Source organism: Microvirga terrae, from assembly GCF_013307435.2.
GTDB classification, from domain to species: domain Bacteria; phylum Pseudomonadota; class Alphaproteobacteria; order Rhizobiales; family Beijerinckiaceae; genus Microvirga; species Microvirga terrae.
This window is the reverse complement of sequence record NZ_CP102845.1, coordinates 4,469,664-4,484,249: the sequence shown is the minus strand read 5'-3', so window position 1 is coordinate 4,484,249 and position 14,586 is coordinate 4,469,664. Positions and strand designations below refer to the sequence as shown.

The 14,586-nt window shown below is 68.4% G+C and carries 13 protein-coding genes; 4 read left to right on the top strand and 9 right to left on the bottom strand.

What is annotated here, in order from left to right:
* Positions 1 to 44 precede the first annotated feature (44 nt).
* Positions 45 to 986: an alpha/beta hydrolase gene (locus tag HPT29_RS21075; protein WP_173945569.1), complete on the top strand. Its 942-nt coding sequence runs from the start codon at positions 45 to 47 to the stop codon at positions 984 to 986.
* Here the strand turns inward: HPT29_RS21075 and HPT29_RS21070 are convergent.
* From HPT29_RS21070 to HPT29_RS21055, 4 genes are all read right to left on the bottom strand, one after another.
* A complete protein-coding gene (locus tag HPT29_RS21070) occupies positions 983 to 1,654 on the bottom strand; it encodes a response regulator (protein WP_173945568.1) in 672 nt (223 codons plus the stop codon). The genes HPT29_RS21075 and HPT29_RS21070 overlap by 4 nt on opposite strands.
* Before the next feature lie 127 nt (positions 1,655 to 1,781).
* Entirely contained in the window at positions 1,782 to 2,231 is a 450-nt protein-coding gene (locus HPT29_RS21065) for a secondary thiamine-phosphate synthase enzyme YjbQ (RefSeq protein ID WP_173945567.1), read from the bottom strand.
* The gene (locus HPT29_RS21060) at positions 2,228 to 3,964 is read right to left on the bottom strand and encodes a cisplatin damage response ATP-dependent DNA ligase (RefSeq protein ID WP_173945566.1); all 1,737 of its coding nucleotides are present in this window, start codon (positions 3,962 to 3,964) and stop codon (positions 2,228 to 2,230) included. Before HPT29_RS21060 ends, HPT29_RS21065 begins: the two co-directional genes overlap by 4 nt.
* Complete coding sequence (locus HPT29_RS21055; RefSeq protein ID WP_173945565.1) at positions 3,961 to 5,016, bottom strand: ligase-associated DNA damage response exonuclease; 1,056 nt, start codon at positions 5,014 to 5,016, stop codon at positions 3,961 to 3,963. Before HPT29_RS21055 ends, HPT29_RS21060 begins: the two co-directional genes overlap by 4 nt.
* Before the next feature lie 874 nt (positions 5,017 to 5,890).
* On the opposite strand from HPT29_RS21055, the gene HPT29_RS21050 reads away from it, so the two are divergent.
* The gene (locus HPT29_RS21050; RefSeq protein WP_173947089.1) at positions 5,891 to 6,820 is read left to right on the top strand and encodes a class I SAM-dependent DNA methyltransferase; all 930 of its coding nucleotides are present in this window, start codon (positions 5,891 to 5,893) and stop codon (positions 6,818 to 6,820) included.
* A 100-nt stretch (positions 6,821 to 6,920) separates the two neighbouring features.
* On the opposite strand, the gene HPT29_RS21045 is transcribed toward HPT29_RS21050, so the two are convergent.
* Together HPT29_RS21045 and HPT29_RS21040 are read right to left on the bottom strand one after the other, a co-directional pair.
* Complete coding sequence (locus HPT29_RS21045) at positions 6,921 to 7,739, bottom strand: SDR family oxidoreductase (RefSeq protein WP_173947090.1); 819 nt, start codon at positions 7,737 to 7,739, stop codon at positions 6,921 to 6,923.
* A 95-nt stretch (positions 7,740 to 7,834) separates the two neighbouring features.
* The gene (locus HPT29_RS21040; RefSeq protein WP_173947091.1) at positions 7,835 to 8,317 is read right to left on the bottom strand and encodes a GNAT family N-acetyltransferase; all 483 of its coding nucleotides are present in this window, start codon (positions 8,315 to 8,317) and stop codon (positions 7,835 to 7,837) included.
* 93 nt (positions 8,318 to 8,410) lie between these two features.
* Here HPT29_RS21040 and HPT29_RS21035 point away from each other — a divergent pair, with 93 nt between their 5' ends.
* Together HPT29_RS21035 and pdeM are read left to right on the top strand one after the other, a co-directional pair.
* Positions 8,411 to 10,948 carry a ligase-associated DNA damage response DEXH box helicase gene (locus tag HPT29_RS21035; protein WP_173947092.1) on the top strand — a complete coding sequence of 846 codons (2,538 nt, stop codon included), beginning with the start codon at positions 8,411 to 8,413 and terminating at the stop codon, positions 10,946 to 10,948.
* Complete coding sequence (gene pdeM, locus HPT29_RS21030) at positions 10,945 to 11,646, top strand: ligase-associated DNA damage response endonuclease PdeM (RefSeq protein ID WP_173947093.1); 702 nt, start codon at positions 10,945 to 10,947, stop codon at positions 11,644 to 11,646. The genes HPT29_RS21035 and pdeM overlap by 4 nt, the downstream gene beginning before the upstream one ends.
* Positions 11,647 to 11,773: 127 nt before the next feature.
* Here pdeM and HPT29_RS21025 read toward each other — a convergent pair whose 3' ends face one another.
* The 3 genes from HPT29_RS21025 to HPT29_RS21015 form a co-directional block, all read right to left on the bottom strand.
* Positions 11,774 to 12,751, bottom strand: coding sequence for a nitrilase family protein (locus HPT29_RS21025; RefSeq protein WP_173947094.1), 978 nt, complete (start codon positions 12,749 to 12,751; stop codon positions 11,774 to 11,776).
* Positions 12,752 to 12,828: 77 nt separating this feature from the next.
* Positions 12,829 to 13,590 (bottom strand): TIGR02186 family protein, encoded by a 762-nt coding sequence (locus HPT29_RS21020; protein ID WP_173947095.1) that lies wholly within the window; start codon positions 13,588 to 13,590, stop codon positions 12,829 to 12,831.
* On the bottom strand, positions 13,587 to 14,516 hold the full coding sequence (locus tag HPT29_RS21015) for a sulfite exporter TauE/SafE family protein (protein ID WP_173947096.1): 930 nt from the start codon (positions 14,514 to 14,516) through the stop codon (positions 13,587 to 13,589). The genes HPT29_RS21020 and HPT29_RS21015 overlap by 4 nt, the downstream gene beginning before the upstream one ends.
* Between the last annotated feature and the right edge of the window lie 70 nt (positions 14,517 to 14,586).

Below are 14,586 nucleotides of genomic sequence, written 5' to 3'. Positions count from 1 at the left end.
CATCGCAAGGGCCGGCGATGAACGCAACCCAATCCGAGCTTCGCATGATCGATCCTGCCGTTTTCGACCCCTCCGCCATCAGCGACGAGATCCGCGGCCAGAACGCCGAGATCGTGGCGAAGCTCGCGGCTCTGCCCGATCCGATGTCGGTGCCTCCCGCTCTGGTCCGGGAGCGGCGCCGCCAGGGCCTGGGACCGTTCCCCCAGATGCCGTCGAGCAGCCGGGCCCGGACCATTGCCATCGATGGCCCGGCGGGCCCCATCCCTTTGCGCATCATCGCCCCGGACAACCCCCGCGGCGTCTATCTGCACATCCACGGCGGCGGCTGGACCTGGGGCACGGCCGACGAGCAGGACCCCTGGCTCGACCGTCTGGCGGAACGCTGCGGGCTGACCGTCGTCTCGGTGGAGTACCGACTTGCCCCCGAGGATCCGTATCCGGCGGCACCCGACGATTGCGAGGCGGCCGCCCTTTGGCTTCTCCGGGGGATGGAGGGCCGGTTCGGCACCACGCGCCTGTTCATCGGCGGCGAGTCGGCCGGCGCGCATCTTTCCGCCGTGACGATCCTGCGCTTGCGGGACCGGCACGGCCTGACGCCCTTCCGGGGCGCCAACCTGTTCGCCGGGTGCTACGATCTCTCTCTCACGCCCAGCGTTCGCCAGTGGGGAGCTGAGCGGCTGATCCTCAACACCAACGACGTGAGGGTCTTCGCGGACAATTTCTGCGGACAGGCGCCCGACCGGCGGGATCCCGACATCTCGCCGCTTTATGCCGATCTGAGCGGATTGCCGCCGGCCCTGTTCTCGGTCGGCACCCAGGACATGCTCCTCGACGACAGCCTGTTCATGGCGTCCCGCTGGGCGGCCGCCGGCAACCGGACGGACCTCGCCCTCTGGTCGGGCGGCTGCCACGTCTTTATCCGCTTCGACAGCGGCCTGTCGGAACAGGCGCTGTCGCGGATCGACGGGTTCATCGAGGGGCTTTAATCCGCCCCGGCCGGGGAGGGCCGCTGGGTCACGCCGATCTTCGACGCGGCGATGACCGCCTGGGTGCGGCTGTCGACGCCGAGCTTGTCGAGGATCGCCGAGACATGCGCCTTCACGGTCGCTTCCGAGACGCCGAGCTCGTAGGCGATCTGCTTGTTCAGCAGTCCCTCCGACAACATGGTCAGGACACGGACCTGCTGCGGGGTCAAGGTGCCGAGGCGGCGGACGAGATCCGCCGTCTCCGCATCCTCGGAGGCCGAGAGGTCCACGTCCGGCGGGGTCCAGGTGTCGCCGGCCAGCACCGCCTGGATGGCGCCGCCGATGAGGTCGGTGTCGATCGACTTCGGGATGAACCCGGAGGCGCCGAAATCCATGGCACGGCGGATCACGGTGGGCTCCTCCGTCGCGGACACGATCACGACGGGCAGTTCCGGATATTGCGCGCGCAGCGACATCAGCCCGGAGAAGCCCTGCACGCCCGGCATCGTCAGGTCGAGCAGGATCAGGTCGACGTCCCGCTCCTGGGTCAGGGTGGCGTTCAGGTCGTCCATGCCGCTCGCCTCGACCACCCGGGCCTGCGGCATGCTGGACGCGACCGCCTGCCTCAATGCCCCGCGGAACAAGGGATGGTCATCGGCAATGATGATCGTGGTGGTTTGATTTTGCACGTGTGCCTTCTCCCACGAGACGCTTGCTTGAGCCTTAGCCGCATCCCCGATGAAATGGCAAGCTGGCAATCGACGACCTTTGCTAATCTAAGGGAAAGTACGGAGGCTTCCCATGTCATCATGTGGATTATGCCCCGATGAGATGGAAGATCAGGTCGCGGCGATGCGGCCGGTCCCGATGCTCCGCAAGGTAAATTCCCTGCCAGGTTCCCAGGGCCGGCCGGCCCTCCGCCACGGGAATGCTCAAGGAGATTCCGGACAGCAGGGTCCGGATATGGGCCGGCATGTCGTCCGGGCCCTCGGCCGCGTGGACATAGCCGGCGTTCCGTGGGGCCAGGCGATCGAAGGCGGTCAGCAGATCCCGGCGGACGTCCGGGTCGGCGTTCTCCTGGATCAGGAGCGAGGCCGAGGTGTGCCGGCAGAAGACGGTCAGAAGGCCGTGCCGGATCCCCGTTCCGGCCACCCAGCGCGCCACCGCGTCCGTGACCTCGGTGAAGCCCTGGCCCCGGGTGTCGACGCCGAGCCGTCCGCTGGCCTGGCGCGTGATCTCGCCTTCCGACAGGGTCTCGATCCTCATCCCTTCTGCCTCTTCGCTGCCTTGTCCTGGAGGGGATAGACCTCCTCCTCGCCCCGTTCGAGGATCTTCTCCAGGGTCTCGATCCGGTCGGCCTCCGCGGCGGGCTTGTCCCAGCGGATGCGGTTGATGCGGGGAAACCGCATGGCCACCCCAGACTTGTGCCTGGTTGAGCGCTGGAGTCCCTCGAAGGCCACTTCCAGCACGAGCCCCCGGTCCTTGCCGTATTCTACCTCCCGCACGGGCCCGAAGCGGTTGACCGTGTGGTTGCGGACATAGCGGTCGAGCTTCACCAGCTCCTCGTCGGTGAAGCCGTGATAGGCCTTGCCGACAGGCACCAGCTCCTCGCCGTCCGGGCCCTCGCGCCAGACGCCGAAAGTGTAGTCGGAATAGAACGACGAGCGCTTCCCGTGGCCGCGCTGGCCGTACATCATGACCGCGTCGACCAGATAGGGATCGCGCTTCCACTTGTACCAGTAGCCCCTGGGGCGGCCGGGGAGATAGGGGCTGTTCGCCCGCTTCACCATGCAGCCCTCGATGGCATCCGCGTCGGGCCCGGCCCCGACGGAGGCCGGATCGGCCCGGGCGGCGGCGAGATCCTCCCAGGTCGTGAACGGCACCATGGGTGAGAGGTCGATGCGCGGATCGTCGAGGCGGGCGACGAGCGCCTCCAGGCGCCTGCGCCGCTCGGCGAAGGGGAGGCCGCGCAGGTCTTCCTCGCCCTCGAACAGGATGTCGTAGACCCGCAGATGAGCCGGAAACTCGGCGATCAGCTTCGGCGTCACGGCCTTCCGGTTCAGGCGCTGCTGCAGCACGTTGAAGCTCTGGACGCGCCCCTCGCGCACGATCAGCAGCTCGCCGTCGATGGCGCCGTCGAAATTCAGGGCCTCCACCAGGTCCGGGAAGGCGCGGGATACGTCCTCGCCGGTGCGGGAATAGATCCGCTTCACAGGGCGCCCATCGCTGCCGTGGCCGGCGGCGGCCTGCAGGCGGATGCCGTCCCATTTCCACTCGGCCAGGAACTCGGACGCATCCAGCTTCCCGAAATCCTCGTCCTCAAGGGGGTGCGAGAGCATCGACGGGCGGAACGGTGCGGGATTGCCGGATTCGGGCTTGGGCCCGCGCCCCTCGACCCAGGCGAACAGATCCTCGTAGGGCGCCTCGAGCCCGTGCCAGACCAGCTCGACCTCGTCGGGCTCGATCTCCCCGAGCTGGGCGACTGCCGTCTTGGCGAGCCGCGCCGAGACGCCGACGCGCAGCTCCCGGGTGATCAGCTTGATCAGCGCCCAGCGCCCGGTCTCGTCGAGCGCGTCCATCCATTCGGCCACGCGGGCCGGCAGGTCGCTCTTGCTCGTGGTCGCGAGCGTCTCGATGACCTCGGTCAGGGTCGGGACGTGGGGCGGCGGGTTGTTGTGGCCGATGGCGGGCGTGCCGTCCGAGGCCGGGGCCACGCTCTCGTGGCCCGGCGAGGGCCAGATCAGCGCGACTGTCTCGGCCAGATCGCCCACGTAGTGGTAGGACATGCGGAAGAGCTCCGGATCGGTGCGCTCCTCCACGAGGCCGCGGATCAGGGCAGGCTTGGCCTCCTTGAACATGAGCGCCCCGGTCATGGCCGCGAGCGCATAGCCGCGGTCGGGGTCCGGAGTGTGGCGGAAATAGTCGGTCAGGAGCCTCAGCTTGGCGTTGCGGCGCGGCTCGTAGCCGAGGCGGTCGAGGAGGGCGGCGAAGCGGTTCATGCGGCGTCTCCCGTCCCCGCATCCGCCGCGGGAGCCTCCTCGGCCTCGCCCTCGTCGCCGTAGCCCAGCATGTGGAGGGGACGGGCCCGAATGCCGTGGGTGGTGCACCAATGGACCAGCGCGTCCTCCTGGCCGTGGGTCACCCAGACCTCGCCGGCGCCGGTCTCCCGGATCGTGCGGCACAGATCGTCCCAGTCGGAATGGTCGGAGATCACCAGGGGCAGTTCCACGCCCTTCTGCCGCGCCCGTGCCCGCACGCGCATCCAGCCGGACGCGAAGCAGGTGACGGGGTCGGGAAAGCGGCGGGACCACAGGTCCTGGATGGCCGAGGGCGGGCAGATCACGATGGCGCCGGCGAGCTTCGACCGCTCCGCCGCCACCACCTTCGGGGTCTCGCCCAGGGGAATGCCCTCGGACTTGTAGAACTCGGTCAGGCGCTCCATGGCGCCGTGCAGGTAGATCGGCCGGTCGTAGCCCTCCTCCCGCAGCAGCGCCATGACGCGCTGCGCCTTGCCGAGCGCATAGGCGCCGACGATGTGGGCGCGCTCGGGAAAGAGGGCCGCCGAATCGAGGAGCTTGCGGACCTCGGCGCGGGTGTCCGGATGGCGGAAGACCGGCAGGCCGAAGGTCGCCTCGGTGATGAAGACGTCGCAGGGCACGACCTCGTAGGGCAGGCAGGTCGGATCCTCCGCCCGCTTGTAGTCGCCCGACACGACGACCCGGGTCCCGCCCGCCTCGATGGCGATCTGGGCCGAGCCCAGCACGTGGCCGGCCGGGGTGAAGCGGACGGTCACGTCGCCGACGCGCAGGTTCTCGCCCAGGGGGGCCTCCTGCGTGGCGTCGGCGAAATCCGCCCCGTAGCGCACGGCCATGATGAGCAGGGTTTCCCGGGTCGCCAGGACGGATCGGTGCCCCGAGCGGGCATGGTCGGAATGGCCGTGGGTGATCAGTGCCCGCTTCACGGGCCGGACCGGGTCGATGTGGAACTCGCCGAGGGGGCAGTAGAGCCCTTGCGGGGTCTGGGTGAGGATGTCGGTGGAACGCAGCGCCATGGGTGAGAATATAGGGTTCGGCCGGTCGATGTCAGGCGGAGGGATAATGCCGTCCTTGAGGATGGGCTCCATCGCGGTGCCGGATCGGCCTCGGGCGGATTCCGACACTCTCCCGTCATCACCGGCCTTGTGCCGGTGATCTCGCTTGCTTGAGGTGCGGCGCTTTTCTGATCGGGATGGCCGGCACAGGGCCGGCCATGACGTGGCAGGGTGGCGGGACGGGGGAGCGTCGCGCTGCGGTGCGGGTTCGTGATCTGTGCTGATGTCAAAGAGCCAGCACCTGTGGGCCCGCAGCTTGCGCTGCGAGCCTTCAGGATGATCGAGGGTGGCGCGAGTGGCAGCCCGGCTCGATGTCTGAGGTGATAAGCGAGAGCCAAGCTGCTCGTCGCGCACGGTTCTTTTCAGGCGGACCAGCTGGGCAGAGCCCAAGGTCGGCCTCCTGCGCGCCCAGGGGTGCGAAGCCTGTCGCAGGACCGTGCCGGCTCCCACACTTGCGACGCCTCGCGAGCGCGCCCCTCGAAGGAACCGATCTGTCCAACGATATAGCTTAGCTTGGCACTTCTGTCAAGAACAAAGTGAGAACACATCGTTGCGCAGACCCTGCCACGTCATCACCGGCCCTGTGCCGGTGATCCCGATCCGGGAAGCGCCGCGCCTCACCGCAGCGGGATGGCCGGGACAGGCCCGGCCATGACGGGGTGCGTGGAATGACGGGCGGTGGGTAGCCATGACGTGGTGGGTGTCAGGACGGGCGGAGGGTGGCGGAACGGCCGCAGGATGACGGGAGCCGCTCCACGAGACTGCCGGGGCCGTTCCGGAACGACCGGGACACGACGCCATTGACAGCCCCCTTGCTCTCCCGCATCCAAACGTCATGCCGCAGACCGCCACCGTCCGATCCACCGGCGATTTCCACGCCGACCGCCGCTATGAGTATGCCCGCTCCGCCTTCGACGAGGGCGACTTCGAGGCTGCCGCCGACCTGGCCCGTCAGGTGCTCGAGCTTGCCCCGGACTTCGCTCCGGCCCAGGCGATGCTCGGTCGCTCGGCCGCCGAACTGGGCCTAGCGGATGAGGCGGTGAACGCCCTGCGTCGCGCCCTCGCGCTCGAGCCCGAGGATGCGCTGGGCGTGCGGATCGACCTCGCGCGGCTCGGTGCGCTTGCGCCCGAGGCGGCGATCACCGATGGCTACGTGCGCGCGCTCTTCGACGACTACGCGCCGAAATTCGACCGGCACTTGACGAGAAGCCTCGCCTATCGGGGACCGGCGCTGATCGCCGACGCGCTGCGCCGGGCCTGCTCCAAACGGATGCGGGAGTACCGCTTCGGCGCCAGTCTCGATCTCGGTTGCGGCACGGGGCTGATGGCGCAGGAGCTCGCAGGATGCTGCGCGTCCATCGAGGGCGTCGATCTCTCGCCGCGCATGCTCGAGAAGGCGCAGAAGACGAGGCTCTACGACGCCCTGCACGAGGGCGAGCTCCTGGCGTTCCTCGCCGGCCGCCGGACGGGCGAGGCCGATCTCGTGGTGGCGGCCGACGTGTTCGTCTACATGGCGGCGCTCGATGCCGTGTTCCGCGAGGCGCATCGGGTGCTGGGCCGCGAAGGGCTCTTCGCCTTCACCGTGCAGGCGCACGAGGGCGAGGGCTTCATCCTCGGGGCGGATGCCCGCTACGCCCACAGTGGATCCTATCTGCGCGACGTCGCGGACAGCACGGGCTTCGATGTCGTGATCATCGAGCGCGTCTCGACCCGGGAGGATCGCGGCGTGCCGGTTCCCGGGCTTCTGGTGGTGATGCAACGCTAGGTGACCGCTTCCCTCGACGTCATCACCGGCACAAGGCCGGTGATGACGAAGCAGACGGACGTTCGGATTCTCCGAACGACGCGGCTTCGCGCAAGGCTGCCTACTCGGCCCGCGCCGAAGGATGCGGGGCGCTCTCGTAGCAGCCGGCCACCGACTGGTCGAAATCGATCACCGAGCCGGTCATCATGCCGGATTCCGAACTGCACAGGAACGCCACGGCGCGCGCCACCTCCGCCGGCTCCAGCAGGCGGCCGAAGGGCTGCTCCTTCATGGCCCTCTCCAGCCAGCCGTCCTGGGCATCGTGGTAGGTCTTCATGATCCGGTCCTCGCCCGGCGTGTTCATCCAGCCGATGTTCAGGGCGTTCACCCGGATGCGCCACGGCATGAGGCTGAAGGCGGCGTTCTTGGTCAGCGTGGCGAGCGCGCCCTTCGAGCCGCTATACGCGGTGATGAAGGGCTGGCCGCCATGGGCCGACATGGACAGGATGTTGACCATCGCGCCTTCGATCTTCTCGCGCCGCATGATCTTGGCGGCTTCCTGCATGAGGAAGAAGGGCGCACGCACGTTGACCGCGAACATGCGGTCGAAGAGTTCCGGGCTCGTGTCGAAGATCGTGCCGCGATCGGTGATGCCGGCCGCGTTCACCAGCACGTCGACGCGCCCGAACACGGTGTCCGCCCGCGCGGTCACCTGACGGGCCTCGTCGACGCTCTCGAGATCGGCCTGCACGAATTCGGTATGGCATCCCTGTCCCGAGATCTCGCGGGCCACCGCGTGCCCGCGCTCCGCGTTGCGGCCGCAGATCACGATGCCCTTGGCACCGCGCTCGGCGAAGGTGCGGGCGATGGCTTCGCCCAGGCCTTGGGTCCCCCCGGTGACGACCGCGATGGCGTTCTGGAACTGGAAGTCGTGCGGCATGACGTGTGCCTTTTCATTCTCGTTGCTGGCTTTGCCCAAGCTGACGGTATCGCGGGCCGGATGGCAAGGGTCCGGCCCTGAGTTTCGACGGGTGTCTACACGGTCAGCTCCTTGACCATTTCCCAGCAGGGAACCGGGACGGGGCCCGCACGGGTCTCGGCGTCCTCGGTGACGGTTTCCGTGCAGCGCCAGCCGCAGCGCTCGTAGAACGAGCGGGCGCCGTGATTGCCGACGAGGCAGCGCAGATGGGCCTTGTCGAAACCGCTGGCCCAGATCGCATGTTCGCTCGCCTGCAGCAGGGCGCGCCCGATCCCGAGGCGTCGCCCCTCGCGGGCCACGTAGAGCTGGCCGAGCAGGTTGTCCGCCCAGGCCGCGAAGCCGAGCAGCCGGCCCTGCCCATAGACGGCGAGCGGCGGCACGGGAAAACGCTTCACCCGCTCGATGAAGAAGCCCTCGTCGCGATGCTCGGCCACGCTCGAGGGCTGCAGCGGGGCCTGCGTCTCCAGCCAGACCGCGTGGTAGAGCCGGCCGATGGCTTCCAGCTCATCGTCTTCGGCTGCGCGAAGCTCCTCGCTCATCGTCCTCCCCTCGTGCCGCCATCATGGTAATTTTGTTTCGTTCGTCAAGACGCGGTCTGGCGAATGGCACACCGTACCTTATCTTGAGGACAGATGTCCCACGCGCCGGCCTCCCTCCTCCCAAAGATCTTCCGCGACTGGTTCAGGCACCGAGGCTGGAAGCCCCGGGAGCATCAGCTCGACCTTCTCGCCAAGGCCCGGGAGGACCGCTCCGTGCTGCTCGTGGCGCCGACGGGGGCGGGCAAGACCCTCGCGGGCTTCCTGCCGAGCCTGGTGGAACTGGCCGAGCGGGGACCGGGTCGCGGCACGGCCAAGGACAGGCGCGGCCTCCACACCCTCTACATCTCTCCCCTCAAGGCGCTGGCCACCGACATCGCCCGCAACCTCGAGGCGCCCGTGCAGGAGATGGGATTGCCCATCCGCATCGAGACGCGCACCGGCGACACGCCCTCCCACAAGCGCGCCCGGCAGATCGAGCGTCCGCCGGATATCCTGCTCACCACGCCGGAGCAGCTGGCGCTTCTCTTGGCCCATGCGGAGGCGCGGGAGTTCTTCAAGGATCTGCGCCGGGTGGTGCTCGACGAGCTGCATTCCCTCGTCACCTCGAAGCGGGGCGACCTTCTGTCGCTCGGGCTCGCGCGGCTTGTCGCCATCGCCCCGCAGGCGACCGCCGTGGGGCTGTCCGCTACGGTGCGCGAGCCGGACGATCTCAGGCGCTATCTGGTGCCGCAGCGCTCGCCGTCTCCGTCCGAGGACGAAGTGGAGCGCGGTCAGCTTGCCGACCTCGTCGTCGTGCAGGGCGGCGCGCAGCCCGACATCCGCATGCTCGAAATCGACGAGCGCCTGCCGCTCGCCGGCCACACCGCCTCTCTCTCCATGCCGGCGATCTACGATCTCATCCGGGATCACAAAACCACCCTCGTCTTCGTCAACACGCGGCTGCAGGCGGAATACACGTTCCAGGAACTCTGGAAGCTCAACGACGACAACCTCGCTATCGCGCTTCATCACGGCTCCCTCGACGTGTCGCAGCGCCGTCGCGTCGAGGAGGCGATGGCGGCCGGAAGGCTGAAGGCGGTGGTGTGCACCGCGACGCTCGATCTCGGCATCGACTGGGGCGACGTGGATCTCGTGGTGAACGTGGGCGCGCCCAAAGGCGCATCCCGGATCATGCAGCGCATCGGTCGCTCGAACCACCGCATGGACGAGCCGTCGGAAGCCTATCTCGTGCCGGCGAACCGCTTCGAGATCCTGGAATGCCGCGCGGCACTCGACGCGGTCCACGAGGCCGCGCAGGACACGCCGGATGCGCGCACCGGCGCCCTCGACGTGCTCTGCCAGCACATCCTCGGCATGGCCTGCGCCGAGCCGTTCAGGCTCGACGGATTGTACGAGGAGGTGCGCTCCGCCGCGCCCTATGCGGGCCTGACCTGGGAGGATTTCGAGGCCTGCGTCGCCTTCGTGGCGACGGGCGGCTATGCGCTGCGGGCCTATGAGCGCTTCGCCAAGATCGTGAAGGGCAAGGACGATCTGTGGCGCGTGCGCGACGCGAAGGTGGCGCAGCAATACCGGCTGAACGTGGGCACCATCGTCGAGTCCAGCATGATCAAGGTGCGGCTCGGCAAGTCGGCGCGCTCGCGGCCCGGCACCGTGCTGCCGCGGGGGCGCATCCTCGGCGAGATCGAGGAGTACTTCGCCGAGACGCTGACGCCGGGCGATACCTTTCTCTTCGCCGGCGAGGTGCTGCGCTTCGAGGGCATCTCCGAGGACGAGGCGCTGGTGACCCGCGCGGGCGCCGGCACCGACCCGATGATCCCGTCCTACGAGGGCGGCAAGTTCCCGCTCTCCACCTTCCTGGCCGCGCGGGTGCGGCAGATCCTCGCCGATCCCTTCGAGTGGGACCGCCTGCCGCAGCAGATGACCGACTGGCTCCTGCAGCAGCGCCGGCGATCGCTCCTGCCCGGGCCGCGCGACCTCCTGGTCGAGACCTTTCCCCGCGGCAACCGCTTCTACATGACCTGCTTTCCCTTCGAGGGACGGCTCGCCCACCAGACGCTGGGCATGCTGCTCACCCGCCGGCTCGAGCGGGCGAAGCTCAAGCCGCTGGGCTTCGTGGCCAACGATTACGGCATCGCGGTCTATGCCTCGGGCGACGTCGCCGGCCGCGCCGCGCGCGATCCCGCCTTCATGGACGACCTGTTCTCCGAGGACATGCTCGGCGACGATCTCGAGGACTGGCTCGCCGAATCCTCCCTCATGAAGCGCACCTTCCGCCAATGCGCGGTGATCGCCGGCCTCATCGAGCGCCGCTTCCCGGGGGAGAAGAAGACCGGCCGTCAGGTCACGATCTCGACAGACCTCGTCTACGACGTGCTGCGCAAGCACGAGCCCGACCACGTGCTCCTGCGCGCCTCGCGGGCGGATGCGGCAACGGGACTCCTCGACGTGAGGCGTCTCGGCATGATGCTAGAGCGCATCCGGGGGCGAATCATCCACAAGCCGCTCGACCGGGTTTCTCCTTTGAGCGTGTCCGTCATGCTGGAGATCGGCCGCGAGCGCGTCTATAGCGACAACGCGGACGAGATTCTGGCCGAGGCGGAAGCGGCGCTTCTCGACGAGGCTTTGGCGTGACGGCATTGCGGAAGAACAAACAGACAACACATGAGATCGAGCTGGCCGGTCAGCTGGCCCTCCTCGACCTGACGGGGGCGATGTATCTGCCCGCCCACGACGCCCTGCTCGTGGCCGATCTCCATTTCGAGAAGGGCTCGTCCTTCGCCCGGCGCGGCATGATGCTGCCGCCCTACGACACCCGCGAGACGCTTCTGGCGCTCTCCGACGCGGTACTCCGCTTCGACCCGAAGACCGTCGTGGCGCTCGGCGACAGCTTCCACGACATCGGCGGGCCGGACCGCCTCGGCGACGAGGAGCGCGCCACCCTTGCGCAAGCGCAGCAGGGCCGCGACTGGATCTGGGTCACGGGCAACCACGACCGCATCCTGCCCGACAGCATCGGCGGGCAGGTGGTGGACGAGATGGCGCTCGGCTCCCTCACGCTCCGCCACGAGCCGGCGGCAGGCGAGCAGGCCGAGATCGCCGGCCACCTGCACCCGGTCGGCAAGGTGGTCATGCGCGGGCGCGCCACACGGCGGCGCTGCTTCCTCACCGACGGTCGGCGCTGCGTCATGCCGGCGCTCGGCGCCTATGCGGGTGGGCTCAACGCCTGCGACGCCGCCTTCAAGCCGCTCTTCCCGAACGGCTTCACGGCGCATCTCATCGGCACCGAGCGCATCTTCGCCATCGCCCGGTCGATGCTCTGCCGGGACTGAGGAGAGCCGTCGCCCCCTTGTGCTGTCATGGCCGGCACGGGTCCGGGGGAGCGGGGAACCCGCCCGCAGACCTGGCGCGGATCAAGCCGTCGCTTCCTATCGCGGGCGCTTCCGGGACCGACGCGAGTTACCCGGCCGTCTTGACGACCGGATCCTCCGAGAACCGCGCCTGCCGGGGCGCGAGCTCATGGCCCTGCGGCTGGGTGAGGATCCCGTAAAGCTCCGGCCGGCGTCCCCGGATCCAGCGGCGGCCGGTGGCGAGCGGCAGGAGGCCGAGGTCGAGATCGGCCACCACCAGGGCGTCCTGCGCCTTCCAGGTCTCGTCCACGATGCGGCCGTAGCAGTCGATGATCATGGCGTTGCCGGTGCGCACCTCGCCGTCGTCTTCCCCGACCCCGTTGGAGAAGAGAAGGAAATAGCCGTTGTCGTGGGCGCGGGCCGGCAGCCAGCGCAGCAGCCATTCGCGTCCCTTCGGGCCCCGGAACTCGGCCTCGATGGTCTCGGGATCACGATGGCGGTTCTCCCAGAGGGCGGGGTCGATGAGCCCCATGGCCTGCGGGCTGCGGGACAGGCAGCCGCCGGTCTGGTGCGGCGCCATGACGATGTCGGCGCCGAGCAGCGCGGTAGCGCGGGCGTTCTCCACGAGGTTGTTGTCCCAGCAGATCAGAACCCCGATCCTCACGCCCCAGGGCGTGTCGAAGACCGTGTAGCTGTCGCCGCTCGCGATGTGGTCGCTTTCGAAGGCATGGAGCTTGCGGTGGCGGTGGACACGTCCGTCGGGCAGGCAGACCACATAGGTGTTGAACAGGCGCCCGTCGTCGGCGCGCTCGATCAGACCGACCCCGATGGCCATGTCGTGGCGGGCCGAGAGCGCGAGGACGGCCTGCGTGGAGGGGCCCGCCGGCACCGGTTCGGCCAGCGCCTCCAACCGTTCACGTCCGAGATTGCGCACGTGCCAGTACCCGGTGAGGCACATCTCCGGAAAAGCCAGGATCTTGACGCCCTGATCCGCAGCCTCGCGGGAGAAGCGCTCCACCACCGCCATGTTGGAGGTCTTGTCGTCGGCCTTGTGATGGAACTGAACCGTTCCGCACCGGAGCATCATGATGCCGTTCTCCCTGCATTCGCCGTCGACACGATTGCGTGACGACCCTGAGACGTAAAGACCTGAGCGCGTCCTGGTCAGTCCCGCCGGAAGATCGTGCTGGCGAGCCAGCCGAACAGGAGGGCGATGGCGGCGGTCGACAGGCCGTAGGCCAGGGACCAGTCCCGGGCGATGACGCCGACCTGTTCCTCGAACCCGGTCTTGACCAGCTCGAAATGGGTCTGCGTGCGGGCGAGGATCACCGTGTCGGCGAAGAGGGTCACGTCGACGTCGTAGTTGCCCGGCGGCGCCGTGGCCGGCAGGTCGATGCCGGCGCGGAAGATCTCGGGCGTCAGGAAGGTCACGCCGCGTTCGTCCTCGAGATAGAGGCCCTCCTGGGCCTTCAGCCGGTACAGGGCATCCCGGAAAGGCTGGTCCGCACCGTCGCGACGGCTCGTGAAATCGGCGGAATTGATGATGGCGCTCAGGCCGACCTTCTGGCGCTGCCGCAGCTGGTCGCTCGTGATCTCCTCGATCGGCCGGGAGCTGAGGACGTTCAGGTAGGCCGGCGCTGTCGGAAACTTCTGCTGTTCCTGGTTGATCCAGACCGGACCGAGCCGCTCCTTCTCGCGCACCGTGAGGAACTGGCGCGGGCCGCGGACGGTGACGACGATATCGTAACTTGTGGCGCGGGCGACCGTCTGGGCATCACGCTCGATGGCGCCGAACACGGCGATCTGCGTGCCCGTGTAGTTGGAATTGATCAGCACCCGGTGGTTCGACAGGGATGTGATCAGGGTTTCCGCCCGCGCGCTGACCATCGTGCCGACGAGGATCAGGAGGGCGCCGACGATCCTCACGTGCGCGTCTCCTGCGTGGTGATGGAGAAGGGCTCGTCCGGCTCCAGCACGAGTTCGAGGCCGAAGCGCAGGCCCACCGCCAGGAGCAGGATGGCGAGCAGGAAGCGGAACAGCTCCGCTCTCAGGTGCCTCCCCATGCGGGCGCCGAACTGCGCCCCGAACACGCCCCCGACGATGAGCAGGATCGCCAGGACCATGTCGACGGCCTGATTCGTCACGGCATGGAGAATGAGGGCCACGAGGGTGGTGCAGACGATCTGGAACTGGGAGGTTCCCACAACCACGTTGGTCGGCACCCGGAAGACGTAGAGAAGGGCCGGCACCACGATGAAGCCGCCGCCGATGCCCAGCAGGGCGCCGGCGAAGCCGATGAACAGGGACAGCCCGATGATCGGGATGATGCTCACATAGAGCTTGGATCGGTAGAAGCGCATGCGCAGCGGCCAGCCGAGATAGGGCGCGTGCTCGCCCGCCTGCCGCCGCAGGCGCACAGCGCCGCCCTTCCGCCGGCTCCAGAATTCCCGGATGCTCTCCTTCAGCATCAGGCTGCCCACGATGGTGAAGAGCGTCACGTAGGAAATGACGATCACGAGATCGAGCTGTCCGGCCCGTCGCGCCGCCGCGAAGAACCACACGCCCAGCGCCGAGCCGACGAATCCTCCTGCGACCAGGATGGCGCCGAGCTTGTGGTCGAGGGCGTTGCGGCGCAGCGCGCCGAGCACGCTGGTGGTGGAGGAGGCGACGATCTGCGCCGATTGAGTCGCCACGGCGACGGCCGGGGGGATCCCCAGGAAGATGAGGAGCGGCGTCATGAGAAATCCGCCGCCGATCCCGAAAAGCCCGGATATGAAGCCCACCGCCGCACCCATCCCGAGGATGAGAAGAACGCTCACGGGCATCTCAGCGATCGGCAAGTAGATTTGCAACCCGGTTCCCCCATTGGCCGGTGCAGCCACGTCGTTGTTACAGCATCATGCAGGCGGTGTAACGGTCATG